The sequence below is a fragment of the Stenotrophomonas sp. STEN225 genome (assembly GCF_056756445.1).
Window position 1 is genome coordinate 91821 of sequence record NZ_JBRRBV010000015.1, and the last position, 18601, is coordinate 110421.

The window sequence follows — 18601 nt, forward strand, 5'->3', positions numbered from 1 at the left end:
CGTGCTCCTGTCTAGCGAAGGCTGGATGAGAGCGGGCGTCAGCGCAGCATCTGCTGCAGCGCGCCCGCGATGTCGGTGAAGGCTCCATTGAGGTCGGGGCCTGCGGTTGCCGTCGTCCGCGCCAGGGGCCTGCCCTGCGCGGCGACGATGATCTTCAGGGAGCGCAGCAGGCGTGCGGCCGCTTCGGCCTGCGGGTGGCCTTCGCGCTGTGCGCGCAGCAGCGTCTGCACTGCGGTGTTGTCGAGGTTGAGATACAGCCGCGACGGTGCACGCGATTCGATGCGTGCAGTGAACTGGCGGGCCAGCCGCAGCGCGGCCATCGATACCCGCTTGTCGTTCTCGTCGTCCTCCAGCCGCTGCTTCAGTTCGGCCTCGCGGTCGGGCACCACCACCACCGGCAGTGCCTCCGGACTGAAGCGCGCCGGCAGCAGCTGCTCACCATCCCCCAACTGCTCACGCAGCCAGGCCAGCTGCCCCTCATCGAGGCTGTCATCGGTACGGAACAGTGCGCGGTTGCCCTGCTCGGTGCCCAGTTCCACCAGACGCAGGCCCTTGGCCTGGGCCCAGCGACGCAGGAACGGAACCACCGCATAACGATGGCCATGCGCGACCGGCACCCCCATCGCGCGGAACAGCATCTCTTCGAAACCGCCACCGTTGTCGAGGATCACATGCACGGCGCCGCGTGCCGGCAGCGCGCTGGCCGGCAGATCGCCCTGCGAGGTCGGCACGCGCACGTGCTCCACCAGCAGTTCGAACAGGCGGTCATCACACAGCGCCGCGCCCAGCAGCGCTTCGTTGTGGCGGGCCAGCACCCGGCGCCAGGCTTCAGGCTGCTGCCGTGCGACCTCGGCCAGGCCATCGATCAACGCCTCCAGCAGGGCATGCTGCACGGCGCGGTAATGATCATCGCGCTGCAGATCCTCACGACTGGCGGTGGGCGTCAGCCGCGAGGACTCGATCACGCCACCGATGAAGCCGGCCCAGGGCGGGAGCAGGTCACGTGCATCGTCGTCCAGCAGCATGCCGCGCACGAACACTGACAGATTGCGGTTGTCACTGGTGCCATAGGTGGCGCCATCCTGCACCCACAACAGGCCCGTGGCGTCGCTGACGCCATCGGCGCGCAGCGGCAGGGTGACGATGGGCTCGAAGTCATGCTCGAAACGCGCGGCGAACTGCAGGGACTGCCGGCGCGCCTGCACCGGGTGCAACGCGACCTCGCCCTGCCCCCGCCACGGCGGCGGCTCCGGATTGATCGCCAAGGTGGCGGCACCGATGAAGATTGGTTCGGACAGCAGTGCGCAGTACCGCCCCAGCACCTCGTGCAGGCGTGCTTCGTTGGCCAGCGGCAGGAAGTCAGGGTGCAGTTCCAGCTCGACTTCGGTTCCGATCTCGCGCGCGGGCACTTCGCTGACCGTGTACTGCTCGGCATTGCTGGACACGTACAGATGGCCGAGTTCCGGCGTCTGGTAGGAGGTGGTGCGAACGCTGACCCGACGCGCCAGCACGAAGGCGGACAGGAAGCCGAGACCGAACATGCCGATCAGGCCATCCTCGTCGGCGCCGCCCTGGCGCAGGCCACGGGTGTAGCCGACACCGACGGTCGCCAGGTAATCGTGGATCTCCTGGCGGGTCAGGCCCGCCCCGGTATCGCTGATGCGCAGCACGCCGGCGGTGGCGTCGACCTGGACGGAGATCCGGGAAGGCACGTCCCTGCCCGGCTGCTCGATGCGACGGCGGATGATCGAGTCATGCGCGTTCTGCACCAGCTCGCGCAGGGCCACCATCGGCGTGGAGTACAGGTGCTTGCCCAGCACCGTCATCAGTCCATTGAGGTCGACGCCCGCACGGCGGATTTCGGCGGCGGGGGCGGTAAGCGCGGGGTCCTGCATGTAATCGTTTACTCCTGGGCGCGGAAAGGCGCCACAGGGCGCCTTTGTCGAGCGGGAAAAACTAGCACACGGAGGCTGACCGTAGCCGCATCTGACGTCTGCTGGGTCTGGCCCATGCCCGGCGGTCCTTCGCCGGGGAAGCAGACGCGCGTGGCCCGGCTCAACAGGATCGCGGCCGCCGGCGCGCCTCCGATGGAATCACGCTGCGTCGATCGCCTCGGACAGGCGCTCCACGGCGATCACCTCCATGCCCTTGACCGAGCCCCCCTTGGGCGCATTGGCCTTCGGCACGATCGCACGCCTGAAACCATGGGTGGCCGCCTCGCGCAGCCGGTCCTCACCATTGGGCACCGGGCGGATCTCGCCGGACAGGCCCACTTCGCCGAAGGCGATTGTCTTCTCGGCCAACGGCCGGTCCTGCAGCGAAGACAGCACCGCCAGCAGCACCGGGAGGTCGGCGGCCGTCTCCTGCACGCGGATGCCGCCGACGACATTGACGAACACATCCTGGTCGCCCACCAGCACACCGCCGTGCCGGTGCAGCACCGCCAGCAGCATGGCCAGACGATTCTGCTCCAGGCCTACGGCGACACGGCGCGGGTTCGACAGCGGCGACGCGTCGACCAGCGCCTGTACCTCCACCAGCAGCGGACGGGTTCCTTCACGGGTCACCATCACGCAGCTGCCGGGCTGATGCGTACTGCCACCGGACAGGAAGATGGCCGAAGGATTGGAAACCTCCTTCAGGCCCTTGTCGCCCATGGCGAACACACCCAACTCGTTGACCGCACCGAAACGGTTCTTGAACGCACGCAGCAGCCGGAAACGGCTGCCGCTTTCGCCTTCGAAGTACAGCACCGCATCGACCATATGTTCCAGCACACGCGGGCCGGCGATGCCACCTTCCTTGGTGACGTGGCCGACCAGGAACACGGCGGTGCCGGTTTCCTTGGCGAAACGCACCAGCCGTGCGGCACTCTCGCGCACCTGGCTGACCGACCCCGGTGCGGCGGTCAGGCTTTCCGTCCACAGCGTCTGCACCGAGTCGGCCACGATCAGGCGCGGGCCGGCCTTGGCCGCGTGCTGGAGGATCGACTCGACGCCGGTTTCAGCGAGCGCGTTGACGCCATCCAGGGGCAGTTCCAGCCGATGCGCGCGACCGGCCACCTGGGCCAAAGACTCCTCGCCGGTGACGTAGAGCACCGGCAGCTCGGCCGCCATCCTGGCGACCGCCTGCAGCAGCAGGGTCGACTTGCCGATGCCGGGATCGCCGCCGACCAGCACCACCGCCCCCTCCACCAGGCCGCCGCCAAGCACACGGTCGAACTCGCCGATGCCGGTGCTGACCCGGCGATGCTCGGTCTGCTCCACGTCCTTCAGGGCGGTGATCTTCGGCGGATCGACCTTGCCCGCCCAGCCGGCCCGCCGCGATGCCGGCGCCTTGGCCGCCGCCGCGCTTTCCAGGACGATTTCCGACAGCGAATTCCAGGCATTGCACTCGGTGCACTGGCCCTGCCATTTGCTGTACTCGGCGCCGCATTCATTGCAGACGTAGGCGGTGCGGGCTTTTGCCATCTGGGAATTTCCTGCGGCGGGGACGGGCGTGGCAGGATAGCCGAGCCCGGTCGCAGGTGCTGCGACCGCTCAAGTACCGCCCACCTGCGCCGATAGGGGTCGCGGGCGTGCGCCTTGCGGGCGCCCCTCCCTTTCCCACTGGATTCAACATGACTGGAAGTTACAGTCAGAGCCTGGTCGCCATCTCTCTGCTGGTGGCCATTCTTGCTTCGTACACGGCCCTGGACATGGCCGGGCGTGTCGCCAGCGCGCAGGGACGCGTCGCCCGCTGGTGGCTGGCCGGTGGCGCCGCCGCGATGGGCCTGGGCATCTGGTCGATGCACTTCATCGGCATGCTGGCGTTCGATCTGCCGATCCCGATCGGTTACGACCTGGCCATCACCCTCTACTCCCTGGCGGTGTCGATCGCCGCATCGGCCTATGCGCTGTGGCTGGTCTCCCGCCCCAGCCTGCCGCGACGGCGGCTGCTGGCCGGTGCGGTGCTGATGGGCACCGGCATCGCCGCCATGCATTACCTGGGCATGGCCGCCATGCGCATGCAGCCCGGCATCGACTACCACCCAGGATGGTTCGCGACATCGATCGTGGTGGCCATCGGCGCAGCCGGCGCTGCGCTGTGGATCGCCTTCCGCCTGCGCACCGAGCAGCGCAACACGCTGCGCCTGCGCCTGCTCGCCTCGCTGGTGATGGGGCTGGCCATCGTCGGCATGCATTACACCGGCATGGCCGCCGCACGCTTTGCGGACGGCAGCATCTGCGGTGCCGTGGTCAGTGGCGGCATCGATGCCCGCTGGCTGGCGGTACTGGTCATCGTCACCACCGTGGCGACGCTTGGCATTGCGCTGGTGGCCTCCCTGTTCGATCGCCAGATGCGGGTCCGTACCGGGCTGCTGGCCGATTCGCTGGCGCACGCCAACAACCGGCTGATCCAGGCCGCGCTGCACGACCCGCTGACCCAGCTGCCCAACCGCATGCTGCTGCAGGACCGCATCGAACAGGCCATCGAGAAAGCCTGCCGGCACCAGCACGCGGTGGCCGTGATGTTCTGCGATCTTGACGGATTCAAGGCGGTCAACGACGCCTACGGTCATCAACTGGGTGATCGCCTGCTGGTCGCCGTCGCGCAACGCATCGGCGGCCTGCTGCGACCGCAGGACACCTTCGCGCGCCTGGGCGGGGACGAATTCGTGATCGTGCTGGCGATCGACATCCCGGATGACGCCGTGGTCGTCGCAGAGCGCATCATCGCCGCGGCCAGCGAGCCTTTCATTCTCGACGCGGCCGAGCTGCAGGTCAGCGCCAGCCTCGGCATCGCCCTGTACCCGGACGACGCCGGCAACGAACGCGAGCTGATGGCCCACGCCGATGCAGCCATGTACCACACCAAGGACACTGGCCGGAACGGCTACACGTTCTTCACTCCCTCGATGCAGCTCAGTGCAAACCGCCAGCTGCGGCTGCTGCAGGATCTGCGCAAGGCCATCGCCCGGGACGAACTGGTGCTGCACTACCAGCCGAAATTTCCCGCCGCCGATGCCCCCGCCAGCGGCGCCGAAGCGCTGCTGCGCTGGCAGCACCCGGAACTGGGCCTGCTGGCACCGGACGTGTTCATCCCGATCGCCGAGCGCAGCGGGCTGATCCTGCCGATCGGTGACTGGGTGCTGGATCGCGCCTGCGCCCAGCTGCGTGCGTGGCATGATGCCGGCCATCGCGGCTGGACGATGGCGGTCAACCTGTCTCCCCTGCAGTTCGCCTCGCCGACGCTGCTGGCCAGCGTGCGTGCGGCGCTGGAACGACACGCCATCGATCCGCCTCTGCTGACGCTTGAGATCACCGAAACGACTGCGATGAAGAATGTCGACGCGAGCCTGGCGATTCTCAACGATCTCACCGCGATGGGCGTGCACATCGCCATCGACGATTTCGGCACCGGCTATTCCAGCCTGCTCTACCTCAAGCGCATGCCGGCCACCGAGCTGAAGATCGACCGGGCCTTCGTGCACGACCTGGAACGCAATGCCGAAGACGCCGCGATCGTCTCCTCGATCATCGCCCTGGGCCGTACGCTGCAGTTGCAGGTGGTGGCCGAGGGCGTGGAGACCCAGGCCCAGCGCGAGTATCTGAGCGAACTGGGCTGCGACCAGCTGCAGGGCTACCACCTGGGTCGGCCGATGGATGCCGAGGAGTTCCTGCGCAAGGTGGGGTGAGGCCCGTCGTGCGAGTTCGGAGCCCTCGCCTGCGACATGGGATCCGACCCCATCCACCCGACAACAGAAAGGCCGCCCGGGGGCGGCCTTTCTGCGTGGCAACGTCGCGGGGACGTCAGTGCATCATATGCACGTTCATGTTGTGCATGACCCACAGGGTGCCGACCACGATGATGCCGATCACCACGATGGTGAAGGCAGCAGCGTTGACGTTCCAGCGGCTCTCCGAGGAGCGGTCCAGGTGCAGGAAGAACACCAGGTGGACCAGCATCTGCAGCACGGCGGTGATCGCGATCACCACACCGTTGACGGTGCGGGAGAAGTCGCCCGACATCACCATCCAGAACGGGATGACGGTCAGCACCACTGCCAGCACGAAGCCGATCAGGTACGACTTCACGCTGCCGTGGCTTTCGCCACCGGTGCCATGATCGTGTGCGTGGTTGTCATGTGCCATTACAGCGCTCCATTGAGGTAGACGACGGAGAACACGCCGATCCAGATCAGGTCCAGGAAGTGCCAGAACAGGCTCAGGCACGCCATGCGGGTCTTGTTGGTCGGGGTCAGGCCGTACTTCTTCAGCTGCACGAACATCACCAGCAGCCACAGCAGGCCGGCGCTGACGTGCAGGCCGTGGGTACCGACCAGGGCGAAGAACGCCGACAGGAAGGCACTGCGGTCCGGACCATAGCCCTGGTGGATCAGGTGCTGGAATTCCCACACTTCCATGCACATGAAGCCGAAGCCCAGCAGCCAGGTGATTGCCAGCCACAGGTACATCTGACCCACCTGCTTGCGGTGCAGGGCGATCATGCCCAGACCGAAGGTCAGCGAGGAGGTCAGCAGCAGCGCGGTTTCCCAGGCCACGAACGACAGTTCGAACAGGTCCTTCGGACCGGGGCCACCATCGGTGCCGCCGGCCAGCACCACATAGGTGGCGAACAGCGACGCGAAGATGAGGCAGTCGCTCATCAGGTACACCCAGAAACCGAAGACGGTGTTGCCGCCGGTGTCGTGATGCTCGTGGTCGTCATGGGCCGCCGCATGCGCGGCGTGCCCGTGGCTCAGGGTCGAGGTATTGGTGCTCATGCCTTCAGCTCCGACTTCACCAGGCCCTGGGCTTCCAGGTGCTTGCGGTGTTCGTTCTCGATGCGTTCCACCTCGGCGGCCGGGACCCAGTAGTCCACGTCCTGGTCGAAGGTGCGGTAGATGAACGTGGCGATCATGCCGACGAAGCCGACGATGGCCAGCCACCAGATGTGCCAGATCATCGCGAAGCCGAACACCAGGCTGAAGGCACCGATGACAACACCCGTGCCGGTATTGCGCGGCATGTGGATGTCGGTGTACTTCGCCGGCTTCGGCCAGGCCTCACCGCGCTGCTTGCGCTCCCAGAAATCGTCCAGCTCGGTGACGTCCGGCAGCGTGGCGAAGTTGTAGAACGCCGGCGGCGAAGAGGTTTCCCACTCCAGCGTACGGGCATCCCACGGATCGCCGGTCAGGTCGACGGTCTTCTTGCGGTCGCGGATCGACACGGCCACCTGGATGATCTGGCACAGGATGCCGGCACCGACGATGAAGGCACCTGCAGCAGCAACCAGCAGCAGCGGCTCATAGGCCGGATTGACCGTGCTCTGCAGGCGACGGGTCATGCCCATGAAGCCCAGCACGTACATCGGCATGAAGGTCACGTAGAAGCCGATGAACCAGCACCAGAACGCGCACTTGCCCCAGAACTCGTTGAGGCGGAAGCCGAACATCTTCGGCCACCAGTAGGTGATGCCCGCGAACATGCCGAACACCACGCCGCCGATGATCACGTTATGGAAGTGCGCGATCAGGAACAGGCTGTTGTGCAGCACGAAATCGATGGCCGGGATGGCCAGCATCACGCCGGTCATGCCGCCGATGGTGAAGGTGACCATGAAGCCGATCGTCCACAGCACCGGCGTGGTGAACTGCACGCGGCCGCGGAACATGGTGAACAGCCAGTTGAAGATCTTCACGCCCGTGGGAATGGAGATGATCATCGTCGTGATGCCGAAGAAGGCATTGACGTTGGCACCCGAACCCATGGTGAAGAAGTGGTGCAGCCACACGATGAACGACAGCACGCCGATGCAGGCGGTGGCGTAGACCATGCCCTTGTAACCGAACAGGGCCTTGCGCGAATACGTGGCGATCACTTCCGAGAACACGCCGAACGCCGGCAGGACCAGGATGTACACCTCCGGGTGGCCCCAGATCCAGATCAGGTTGATGTACAGCATGGCGTTGCCGCCACCGTCATTGGTGAAGAAGTGCGTACCCAGGTAACGGTCCAGGGTCAGCAGCACCAGGGTGATGGTCAGCACCGGGAAGGCAGCGACGATCAGCACGTTGGTCACCAGGGCAGTCCAGGTGAACACCGGCATCTGCATCAGCTTCATGCTCGGCGTGCGCATCTTGAGGATGGTGATGAAGAAGTTGATACCACTCAGCGTGGTACCCAGACCCGCCACCTGTAGACCCCAGATGTAGTAGTCCATGCCTACGCTTGGACTGTATTCGATCCCCGACAAGGGCGGGAATGCCAGCCAGCCGGTGGCGGCGAACTCACCGATCCACAGCGACAGCATGATCAGCACCGCACCGGCGACGAACAGCCAGAAGCTGAGCGAGTTGACGAACGGGAACGCGACGTCGCGCGCACCGATCTGCAGCGGCACGGCCAGATTCATCAGGCCGGTGATCAACGGCATCGCCACGAAGAAGATCATGATCACGCCGTGGGCGGTGAAGATCTGGTCGTAGTGGTGCGGCGGCAGGTAACCCTCGGAGCCACCGACGGCGATGGCCTGCTGGGTGCGCATCATGATCGCGTCGGAGAAACCGCGCAGCAGCATGACGAAGGCGACGATGAGGTACATCACGCCGATCTTCTTGTGATCCACCGAGGTGAACCACTCCTTCCACAGATAGCCCCACAGCTTGAACTTGGTGATCAGGGCGACGACGCCCAGGCCACCCAGCACCGCACCGACCAGTGTGGTCAGCACGATCGGATCGTGGGGGATCGACTCAAGAGAGAGTTTTCCCAGCATGTTCATTCTCCCGAGCCCGCATGACCGGCGTGGCCGGCGTGCTCGTGTTCAGTGGCATCCAGGTTTTCCCCGGACTCCTTGGACTTGTGCTCTTCGCTCGGGGCGTGGCCTTCGTGCCCTTCATGGCTGGCAGCATCGGCGGCAGCGGCGCCCGCATGGGCGTGCTTCATGCCGTAGTGCTTGTTGTCGCCCATGTGCTTGGCGATGACCCAGTCGAACAGGCCCTCCTCGGACCGGCCGTAGTAGGTCACCGGATACCACTCGGCATTGCGCGCTTCACCCAGGGCCTTGAACGAAGTCTTGTCCAGCGTCTGCTCACCGGCGCGGACCTGGTCCAGCCACTGGCGGTACTCGGCATCGGTGACCGAATAGGCAGTGAAGTGCATCTTGGCGAAGCCCGCACCGCTGTAGTGCGAGGACATGCCCGGGAATTCACCGGTTTCGTTGGCGATCAGGTGGAGCTTGGTCTCCATCGCCGCCATCGAATAGATCATGCTGCCCAGGTGCGGGATGAAGAAGGCATTCATCACCGTGTCGGAGGTGATCTTGAAGTTCAGCGGAGTGTTGACCGGGAACTTGATCTCGTTGACGACCGCGATCTTCTCTTCCGGATAGATGAACAGCCACTTCCAGTCCAGCGAGATCGCCTCGATGGTGACCGGCTTGACGTCCGATTCCAGCGGCTTGTACGGATCCAGCGCGTGCGAGGAGCGCCAGGTCAGCACGGCCAGCACCAGCACGATCATGCAGGGGATCGACCACACCACCACCTCGATCGCCGTCGAGTGCGACCACTTCGGCTCGTAACGGGCCTTGGTGTTGGAAGCGCGGTACTTCCACGCGAAGGTCAGGGTCATGATGATGACCGGGATGACGACCAGCAGCATGAGCACGGTGGCCGTGATCAGCAGGGTCTTCTCATCCTGGCCGATCTGGCCCTTCGGACTGAGGATGGCCACGGCATCGCAGCCGGTGAGCATCACCAGCACTGCGAGCAGCAGGCCCGGGCGCAACCAGCGCCCAAGGGTTTTCAACGGAATCATCGGTCGATCCAATTGCGAGGGAATGCCGTTCCCCGTCCTGCCCGCTCCGGCCAAAGCCGGTCCCACCCGTCCGGAGACAGGCAGGGAGGTGGGGTCGAGTCAGCCTTGCAATTTTAGGCCGTCACCCACCATTTAAGAAAGGCATTGACAATGATCCACCGCAGGAAAGGCCCCATTCTGGCTGCGACACGTTGTCGCACCGTGCGAGCGATGGGGCCCGGGGCATCGCAGCCGCAGGTGTCGCCGCGCCGGAATCCCTCGTTCGGCAAAGTCGAATGAACGCATTCAGGCAACAACACCCTCTACAGCGAGGAAGGATCGGATGACAAGGCCGTTTAGTGCTGAACGCATCGACCACGTGGTGTTCCGGGTTCGCGACCTGACGCGGAGCGTGGCGTTCTACGAGCAGGTGCTGGGCTGCGAAGTGGTGCGGCGGCGCGATCATCTGGGCCTGGTGCATCTGCGCGCCGGGGCTTCGATGATCGACCTGGTGAGCCTGGACGGCTCGTTGGGCCAGCGCGGCGGGCGCGGACCCGATGCGCAGGGTCGCAACACCGATCATCTGTGCCTGCGCATCACTCCCTTCGACGAGGCGGCCCTGGCGGCACACCTGCAGGCGTTTGGCGTCCCGGTAGCCGGCCCGGCCGAAGTCAATTTCGGCGCCGAGGGCGATGGACCATCGCTCTACTTCAACGACCCCGATGGCAACACCCTTGAACTGAAGGGGCCAGCCGCAACCGCATGAGCGCGGACGGTGACCGGGATGTCGGGCGTATCTGGGCGAGCGACGCGATGCGTGTCGTTAATGCCACCCCGATGCCATATGAATGAATCATGAACACTCAGGTGCAGGACTGGGCGAGACTTTCCCCATGCAGCGTTATCACATCCTGAAATCGGGGATTCGCATGTCGATGTGTCGGACCACCAACGCGGTGCAGGGCCGACACTCAGCACCCTTAAATTATGTTGAAAACCTGCCTGCGGAATCGTCTGGATCCCGCGCAGGAGGCTTGCGCCCGCACCGATCCGGAATGGCTGTCTTTGACCGCGCACTCCACCAAGGGACTCATATCGACCAATGAACAGATGGCTTACAGGAACAGTTGTAGCAGGGGCAGTGGTGGCGATCACGTTTGCCGCGATCTACTCCACTTCGCAGATACCCGCTCCCGGCGCCAACACCGGCGTAGTGGCGCTGACGCAAGGCCAGAACGGCGCTGCTTCAGTACCGTCACTCGCAGCGGCGCAGAGACTTGAGGCAGAGAACAAGATTCCGCCAGGCTCGTTCAAGCCCATGGGCCCCAAAGCCTACGAAATCATCCGCGGCAACCACATCCGGCCTCCCGGCGATGCACTGGCACACGTACTGCAGTTGATCGACCGATCCAGATCAGGTGACGCGAACGCGGCCTACGACATCTACCTGACGGTAAGGGAGTGCAATACCTTCACTTCGCAGCACGCGGATGAACTTGCGGAGTCGGCCAGATCGGTTGGAAACGAAGGGCAGTTCCTGCAGAGGTCCGAACGAAAACTCAAGGAATGCGAATCCCTGGTTCTGCAAAAAGACATCTATGAGGAAGATTGGTTGTCAACTGCCGCCGCGATGGGTTCGCAGTCGGCGATGAGGACGTATGCGAACTCGCCGGAGGAAGTCCTGGGCTCGCTGGACAAGGCGGTCAGCGATCCAGACAAGGTGGCTGAATGGCGGAGCAATGCCCGGCAGTACCTGACAGAGCTTTCCAGTCAAGGAAACGTCTCCGCCCTCTGGGATCTCGCCAGCGCCTACACCTACGGCGGCGTGGTCGACGCCGACCCTGTCATGGCAGCCGCGTACTCGCGCGTGGTGAGCAGGGTGAACTCCAGTTTTATCGCCCCGGACCAGGTGTCCGATATGGAAAGGAGATTGAACGCAAAGGAAATGATGCGAGCGAAGTCTGCTTCTGACGAGATCTACAACAAATGCTGCGTTAAACAATAAGGAAATCAAGCATGCAGAGTAAGCGTTTTGCAAACGCTGCAAGTTTCAAGGGAGTGATCTGTGCCTCGGCTATTGCAGCTGCGTTCTGCACGGCCATTGATACTGCGGATGCAGCCAAGCGAGCCAGTGTCCTGCAATGCGGTCATTGCGCGGTAAGCACGCCTGACCCGGATGGAAGCACCCGCAGTGTACTACTGGGCGAAAAAGGGCGATTGAACGCTTGGGGTGCCCAAGGGCTGAAGACAGGCGATACGGTGGTGGTCTGCAACGGAATCGAATGCGTCGAGTACACCTGGCGCGGAAATGATCGCTTCAATTCCGGAACGGTCATTTCAACGGTTCTGCCCCCACCCGCGCAGGGTGGTGGCGGCGGTGGTGGTGACTTCGGCGGAGGCTACGGGGGGGGGAGCTGGGGCGATTGGGGCGATTGGGGTGGTGGTGGTGGCGGTGGTGGTGGTGGTGGTGGTGATTGTTGCGGGCGGGTCATAGTTGGCCCCATCGAACAGCAGTGAATGCCGGCAGCAAACGCACAGGCGACTGCGACCGCAGCGCCACGCTGGTGTCAGTCATGAAGCACACTTGAACCTTCAACGGTCTGGAGACTGATCACCTCCAGGTAGCAAGACGGCGGATCCTGGAACTCGAGCAGGGATCCGCCAATCAACGCTGCCCCACCCTGTACAACAGGAACTCTGACTGACCGCCATCGCTTCGCCGTATCGAGTGACACGCGCTTGCAGTACGAGCAGCGGCATGAGTACATACAACCATGCATTTGGACGCCGCCGCCAAATGAAATGGACAGTTGCGCGTTACTGGGCACCATCGTCAAACGGGGCCGCCCCGGGGACTGCGAAGCCCTGAGCTGCCGGCTCGCACGCCCGGGAGGCGCCATTTGCCATCTGACGCCCAAGGCATGTCGCCTCAGCAAGTGACGATGCATTCTGCGCCTATCCGCTGCGGAGGCTGATGGAAGTGGCGTCGTGATCGGGACAGCGCCGTAATGCGTACCGTGCGGCACGCTACTGTTGGCAGCATCTCCTGGAACGCTTGTTCCGCAATCGATCTGCGGCGTGGCGCGTGTGCAGCGAATGACGAGAGCCGGACAGAGAACGATCGCGTACGACCCAGAGCGGCACGGATCTGCGCCTCGGCATCGGCATCGGCATGGATCAGATACGCGATGACGTCCTCCTCAATCGGCAGGGGACCGCGGATGAACGCAGTCAGCGCAGTACAGGAGGCTCGCCGCCAGTTGTCAGGAAGTCAACTGCCACCCGTCGCCGCTCCCCTCCAGCCGGCACCTTGACTGCGCTGTGCGGGCGGTAGAGGCGGATCAGCCGCCGGTGGACGCCTGACAACCGGCGACCGGACCGCATCGCTGGCGCCTGCATCACAGCCGACGTGCCGCCCGCAGCACGCCCCCGCCCGGCGGGCGAGGAAGTCCTTCCTGCATCAGAACCGGTAACCCAGCCCCAGCTGCACGCCATTCTGCAGCTGGCCGTCGCGGCGCTCGCCCACGTAGTCGACCATCACCGACAGGCGCTCGCTGGCCCGGCTGGTCACACCCAGGTTCCAGCTCAGCACCTGCTCGCCCACCGTCTGGCTGTTGCTGCCGAACATCATCCGCATGGGCCAGATACGCAATGACGTCCGCCTCAATCGGCGGGGGAACCGCGGATGAAGGCAGTCAGCGAAGCACGGGGGGCTCGCCACCCGATGGCAGGAACTCGACTGCCACCCCTCGCCGCTCCCCGCCAGCCGGTACCTTGACTGCGCTGCGCCAGCGCGCCGCCGCCGCCCGCGCAGCCTGGTCCAGCGCCAGGACGCCGCTGCTCCTCTGCACAAGGACCGAGGTCACCTGCCCGTCCTCCCAGACATCAACCACCAGCAACATACGCACGTTACGGGCAACGACGGTGCCTTCCGGCAAAGGCGGCAACGGCTCGGGTGTGAAGCCGGCCGCGGCCAGATCCACACGTAGCGTTCCCCGATCGCCCTCCGCCGTATTGGGCGGCCCGCCGTCTTCCTGCGCAGGGGCTGCGGGCGCCCGGGGCCGCGGCGGCACCCACAACCCTGTGCCATCGGCCAGCGTTCCGCGTGGCGGCAGCGCTCGCTCTGCGTCGGGCTCATCCGAGGGCGACGTCGCCGACACCACTGGCAGGCCCGGCTCTGCCATCCCGCCAGGCGAGGCCGCCGTGTCGCCGCCAGCGTCATCACTTGTACCCTCAGAAACCTTGTCGGCAGCCGGCCCGAGCAGCACCGAGGCCCGCGCCTCCAGAATGCGGGAGCGCTCCCTGCTGCCGCGCGACATCATGATGGCCCCCAGGCGCACGTCGCTGCCCAGCAGGATGTTGCCGGTATTGAGGTAGTCACGCGAGTCCACGCCGCTGCGCAGCCGTCGTTCCAACTGGCCGGCTACCACGCGCGCGCCCAGCGCCAGTTCCTCGTCCTGGTCGGCCATCACTTCGCTGTAGGCCTCCCATACAGGAACTTCGTTGGGCGCATAGGCCAGCACCTGTTCCAAGAGGGTCTGTATCCGATACAGGCGCTCCTGCAATGGCAACTCGTCCAACGCAGGGGGCAGCTGCCGCCTGCCGAAGAAGCTGCGCACCGACAGCGCTCGCATGTCCTCGGTCAACAGCGCCAGAGCAATGGCCGGGCGGCGTGGCGACGCAGCCCACATCTGCCGAAGCAGCTCGGTCGCTTCTGCGTCCAGCGCCTTGTATTCCGGCTTCCGCCTTGCCTCCAATACGCTGCGATCGGTGGCGCCGGTACGGCTGGGCGGCGAAAGTGCTTTCATCTTGCCCACCACTGCATTGTATTGGTCAAGCAGGCGCGCGAACTCAGTCGAATGGTCGGACGAGCGCGGCCAGAGCCGAGCAGATGCCTTCAGCCCGTCCAACAGGTGATCGACCTGCGCCAGGTCTCCGCGGGCGCCGGCGCGCATCGCCACCTCGAGTGTCTGCAGCGAATCCTGTTCGAATGCCTCGCGCGAACTCCATTGCCGCTTCTCACGCGCCGGGTCGTTCGCCCCTACGTAGATCGAATGTGGCGCGCTGCGATCAACAGGGTCCCCACCACCGGAAAACACCACCACCACGCCAAAACCCAGGCCCAGTATCAGCGCCGCCACCAGGTAATCGCCGGACCGATCCAGCCAGGCCACGCGCAGCAGCGACAGCACCGACACCGTGCCGCCCAGCATCACCGCTGCACGGAAGGCAGCGCGGCCATCGCTGATGGAAGGGCGGGCTCCCAGATGGCCCAGCACATCAAACGTGGAGTAAACCTGACCGCCCAGCCACGCCCACAACGGCGTCAGGCCAATCAGAACCGCCAGCAGAACGGCCAGCCAGCCCAGCCACTTCACGGCCGCTTTCCCAGGATCACGATCGGCACGCACAGGATGTAGAACAGCACGCCCAGCAGGAGCATGCCGGACTGCACGGCCAGCTCGAAGCCATCCCACCAGCCCGGCGAGGGCAGCGCGCTGTAGGCACGCCAAGCCGGCATGCCCCAGCCGGCCACCCAGCCCAGCAGCAGGGTGCCGATCACGGCCATCGTAACGCGCGACCCCAGGCCGGGAAGCTGGCTGGTCGCGGCAGCAGTGCCCGGAGCGGCCGGCCTAGCTGCCGGCCGCCCTGCCGGACGCGTCGCTACTGGCGGCTGTAGGGGCGAGGCCGTGCGGGTACGTTTGCGCTTGCGACCGCGGCCCTTGCCGCCGTTCGTCTGCTGTGCCACGCGCGCACTGCGTGCGACCAGGCCGGCGCGCGCGCACGCCGCGCAGGGTAGCCCGGCAAAGTGCTGGTGGCTGGCATCCTGACTGCACGCCACCAACTGGCCGCCGCTTCGCTGCGCGTAGCCCATCAGCAGCGACGACCACTCCTGCGCCGATGGACGGCGCTGCGGCTGCGCCGAGAACGCGCGATCAAACAGATCGCGCAGAGCCGGCGGGAACATTTCATGGCCACTGACCGGTGCGGGCAGCAGGCGGCTGATGCCGCGCCGGCCGTAGGGATACAACCGCGCAGCGATGCGCCCAGGCAGGTCGTTGGGCACGTCGCCCCCCTGGGGGCGCCCGGCGTACGGATGCAGGCCCGAATTGAGCAGCTGGAATACGATCACCGCCAATGCGAAGCGATCCTGCGCCTCTTCCTCGCCAGGCGTGACCCCACGCTGCTGGAACTCGGCCGCCAGATAATCGGTGGTCACCTGGCCGGCCGGGAAACGCTCGTCCTTGCCCTGGATGCTGAAGCCATCGCAATCAAGCATGGCGATGAACAGCGAATCGCGGTAGAAGCGGACATTCAGCGGCTTGAGATCGACCACGTAGTGCTGACAGCGGTGCAAGGCAGCCAAGGTCGCCGCCAGATTCGCAGCCAGGGTCATCTTCGCGCCCAGACCGGTGGGCAGCTTTTCAACGCGTGCCTGCCGTTCCTGCAGTACATGCTCAAGATCGGTGGTGGCCGACACGTCCAGGATCGGCATGCTGAAGCCGATGAAGCGCCCGCCACGGTCACGGAGCAGACCGGTCGGCCATGCGATCTGCACACGTTCGCGCCCACCCTCACGGAGCGTCGGCAGATCCGGCTGCAGTTCCAGCATTGCCCGCAGCTTGCGCTCGTAGAACGGCACGTCCTTGGCCGAGTGATACAGCTTGGCGACCTCGCGCGGACGCTCCTTCAGAGTGAACACACTGCCGGCGCCACCACTCTTGAGAAGGCGCAGCAGGGTCAGCGGCTGGCGCCGCTGGTCGAAGATGATTTCTCCACTGCGGCCAGGCATGTGCTCAGCCCGGCAATGCGATCAGCAGCGTCTTGTCATCGCCGGTAATGCCATCCGTGCGCGGGTCGGACAAGGTCGCCTGCAAGGCCTGGCTGCCATGTGCTTCATCCACGGCAGAGAGATAGCGCAGCACCGGCCCGAAAAACGGCTGGAACAAGGTGTCCCCTCGGCGTCCCATCGCAAAGGGCTGCACGCCGTCGGACATCAGCACCAGCGCCTGCACCGCCCCTTCGAAACGGGTCAGCCGCAACTGTTGACGCCAATTGGCTCCGGTAACGAACCAGGTTTCGTTGGCGTACTCGCCGTTGGCCGGCAGCGACACTGCATCGGCGGTGCCATCGCTGAACGCGCAGGCGGCGACCCCATCGCCGATATGGAGGAACCAGCCACCACGCGCATCGGCTACTACCCCCACAAGGGTGCAGGCATGGTCGGACAGGCGCAGGCCACGTCCGGCGGCCAACAGCGCCAGTTGACCGCGCGCGTCATCGATGGCCGTTTCGATGATCGGCCGCAGCACGTCCACGGGCACCGTCAGCGGTGCGTCGCCCAACGCCGGTGCCGCCGCCACTGCAGCGGCGACGCTGCGCGACACGTGTTGCGCCCCGATATCGCTGTGCGAGGCCGAACCGGCACCATCGCAGACCACCGCCACCAGCAGCGCACCGCTGCATACCGCGGCATGCGCGTCCTGGCAGGGCTGCCCGCGATCCACGTGCGACCGCCCCGTAGCCGAGGCAGCCATAACGCGCCAACTCACGGTCAGACCGGCACGTGCGACCAGCTATCGGTCGCCGGCAACTGGACCTGCCCGCCGGGCGTCGAATTGGACACCACGCGCATGCTCGCGCTGAGCCACAGGAACAGCTCCTTGAACTGCAGGCCCTGCAAACGCTTCACCCCGCGCTCGCCATTGCGGCTGAACCGGGCAAGCACACCGAGGTCGGCATTACCCACTGCAATTGGAAACACCGCCACCCTGTTCTGTTCCTCGGCACTGCGGCACTGTTCGGCCACCGCCTCCCAGGCATCGGTCGGTTGGCCATCGGACATCAGGAACAACCATGGCCGCGTGTAGGCCACGCCAGCCTGCCGGAAGCGCTGCTTCTCATCTTCGATTTCCTGTAGGGCAAGCTCCACCGCCGCGCCGGTGGGGGTGGTGCCGTTGGCCTTCAGGGTGGGCGCAGTGAAATCCATTGCATCGCACCAGTCACCACGTACGGCGGCATTGTCCATGCCACCGTATTCCACCAGCAACACGCGCACACGCTTGGCCGCTATCACATCGTCCTTCAGCTCCTTCTCCAGCAGCTTCAGACCAACGTTGAGCTGTTCGATCGGGCTACCATCCATGCTGCCGGAGCAGTCCAGTACCAGTATCAGCGGTGTGCGCTGTTCGCTGTTATCGACCAGAGAAACGTCAGGAATCGCGCCAATGGACATCGTGGTAAGCCTCCGTGCTATGGATCGGGCCGCTGTATGCGGTTGCATCGAGTATAGGCACAGAGGGAGAAGGGAAGCCATCAGCCGACTTCCGACACCCCGTGGCAATGCTTGCCCCATTTGCCGACGTGCCCGGAATCCGACTCTGTCCACGGGGTTATGGACAGCCAACCGACTCCCTGCCGATACCGTCGTTCTGGAACATCTGTTCAGAAGCAGGACGATCTTTACGGTGCAAATGCGACATAGCTCACATCCCGCCGGGCATGGCCCGGCGCTACCAGACCAGGCTACACGTTTGCCGGCCCGCACCATGAGATTCCATCTGAGCGATCCACGGAAGACCGCTCCTTCGCGACTCAAGACACTCCTGCGCCAACCTGTGCGGGCGGTAGAGGCGGATCAGCCGCCGGTGGACGTCCCCGCCCGGCGGGCGAGGACGTCCTCCCTGCATCAGAACCGGTAACCCAGCCCCAGCTGCACACCATTCTGCAGCTGGCCGTCGCGGCGCTCGCCCACATAGTCGACCATCACCGACAGCCGCTCGCTGGCCCGGCTGGTCACACCCAGGTTCCAGCTCAGC

The 18601-nt window shown here is 65.1% G+C and carries 15 protein-coding genes; 4 read left to right on the plus strand and 11 right to left on the minus strand.

Annotated elements, in window-relative coordinates; genetic code table 11:
* Nucleotides 1-38: 38 nt before the first annotated feature.
* The gene (locus ACVOJ1_RS14785; protein ID WP_346480581.1) at nucleotides 39-1895 is read right to left on the minus strand and encodes an ATP-binding protein; all 1857 of its coding nucleotides are present in this window, start codon (nucleotides 1893-1895) and stop codon (nucleotides 39-41) included.
* A gap of 198 nt (nucleotides 1896-2093) precedes the next feature.
* Nucleotides 2094-3470, minus strand: a complete 1377-nt coding sequence (gene radA, locus ACVOJ1_RS14790) for a DNA repair protein RadA (protein WP_053518980.1) — start codon at nucleotides 3468-3470, stop codon at nucleotides 2094-2096.
* Nucleotides 3471-3619: 149 nt separating this feature from the next.
* Here radA and ACVOJ1_RS14795 point away from each other — a divergent pair, with 149 nt between their 5' ends.
* The gene (locus ACVOJ1_RS14795) at nucleotides 3620-5677 is read left to right on the plus strand and encodes a putative bifunctional diguanylate cyclase/phosphodiesterase (protein ID WP_164150733.1); all 2058 of its coding nucleotides are present in this window, start codon (nucleotides 3620-3622) and stop codon (nucleotides 5675-5677) included.
* Between the two features lie 115 nt (nucleotides 5678-5792).
* Here the strand turns inward: ACVOJ1_RS14795 and cyoD are convergent, their stop codons facing one another.
* From cyoD to cyoA, 4 genes are read right to left on the minus strand one after another with little or no spacing between them, the layout of a single operon-like run.
* Complete coding sequence (gene cyoD / locus ACVOJ1_RS14800; RefSeq protein WP_053518984.1) at nucleotides 5793-6134, minus strand: cytochrome o ubiquinol oxidase subunit IV; 342 nt, start codon at nucleotides 6132-6134, stop codon at nucleotides 5793-5795.
* Nucleotides 6134-6766 (minus strand): cytochrome o ubiquinol oxidase subunit III, encoded by a 633-nt coding sequence (gene cyoC, locus ACVOJ1_RS14805; RefSeq protein WP_253118952.1) that lies wholly within the window; start codon nucleotides 6764-6766, stop codon nucleotides 6134-6136. Before cyoC ends, cyoD begins: the two co-directional genes overlap by 1 nt.
* Entirely contained in the window at nucleotides 6763-8760 is a 1998-nt protein-coding gene (gene cyoB, locus ACVOJ1_RS14810) for a cytochrome o ubiquinol oxidase subunit I (RefSeq protein ID WP_053518988.1), read from the minus strand. Before cyoB ends, cyoC begins: the two co-directional genes overlap by 4 nt.
* A gap of 2 nt (nucleotides 8761-8762) precedes the next feature.
* Complete coding sequence (gene cyoA, locus ACVOJ1_RS14815) at nucleotides 8763-9803, minus strand: ubiquinol oxidase subunit II (RefSeq protein WP_164150731.1); 1041 nt, start codon at nucleotides 9801-9803, stop codon at nucleotides 8763-8765.
* A gap of 322 nt (nucleotides 9804-10125) precedes the next feature.
* On the opposite strand from cyoA, the gene ACVOJ1_RS14820 reads away from it, so the two are divergent.
* The 3 genes from ACVOJ1_RS14820 (at nucleotide 10126) to ACVOJ1_RS14830 (ending at nucleotide 12299) form a co-directional block, all read left to right on the plus strand.
* Nucleotides 10126-10548, plus strand: a complete 423-nt coding sequence (locus ACVOJ1_RS14820) for a VOC family protein (RefSeq protein WP_197572119.1) — start codon at nucleotides 10126-10128, stop codon at nucleotides 10546-10548.
* A 378-nt stretch (nucleotides 10549-10926) separates the two neighbouring features.
* Complete coding sequence (locus tag ACVOJ1_RS14825) at nucleotides 10927-11787, plus strand: hypothetical protein (RefSeq protein WP_346480582.1); 861 nt, start codon at nucleotides 10927-10929, stop codon at nucleotides 11785-11787.
* 11 nt (nucleotides 11788-11798) lie between these two features.
* Nucleotides 11799-12299 carry a hypothetical protein gene (locus ACVOJ1_RS14830; protein ID WP_346480583.1) on the plus strand — a complete coding sequence of 167 codons (501 nt, stop codon included), beginning with the start codon at nucleotides 11799-11801 and terminating at the stop codon, nucleotides 12297-12299.
* A gap of 943 nt (nucleotides 12300-13242) precedes the next feature.
* Here ACVOJ1_RS14830 and ACVOJ1_RS14835 read toward each other — a convergent pair.
* Genes ACVOJ1_RS14835 through ACVOJ1_RS14855 form a run of 5 tightly spaced genes read right to left on the minus strand, consistent with a single transcriptional unit; the run spans nucleotide 13243 to nucleotide 18018 of the window.
* Nucleotides 13243-13419: a hypothetical protein gene (locus tag ACVOJ1_RS14835; protein ID WP_263177825.1), complete on the minus strand. Its 177-nt coding sequence runs from the start codon at nucleotides 13417-13419 to the stop codon at nucleotides 13243-13245.
* 58 nt (nucleotides 13420-13477) lie between these two features.
* Nucleotides 13478-15160 (minus strand): TonB family protein, encoded by a 1683-nt coding sequence (locus ACVOJ1_RS14840; protein ID WP_346480584.1) that lies wholly within the window; start codon nucleotides 15158-15160, stop codon nucleotides 13478-13480.
* Nucleotides 15157-16575, minus strand: a complete 1419-nt coding sequence (locus ACVOJ1_RS14845) for a hypothetical protein (RefSeq protein WP_346480585.1) — start codon at nucleotides 16573-16575, stop codon at nucleotides 15157-15159. Before ACVOJ1_RS14845 ends, ACVOJ1_RS14840 begins: the two co-directional genes overlap by 4 nt.
* 4 nt (nucleotides 16576-16579) lie before the next feature.
* Nucleotides 16580-17335 carry a PP2C family serine/threonine-protein phosphatase gene (locus ACVOJ1_RS14850; protein WP_346480586.1) on the minus strand — a complete coding sequence of 252 codons (756 nt, stop codon included), beginning with the start codon at nucleotides 17333-17335 and terminating at the stop codon, nucleotides 16580-16582.
* A gap of 2 nt (nucleotides 17336-17337) precedes the next feature.
* Nucleotides 17338-18018, minus strand: coding sequence for a vWA domain-containing protein (locus tag ACVOJ1_RS14855; protein WP_277381510.1), 681 nt, complete (start codon nucleotides 18016-18018; stop codon nucleotides 17338-17340).
* Between the last annotated feature and the right edge of the window lie 583 nt (nucleotides 18019-18601).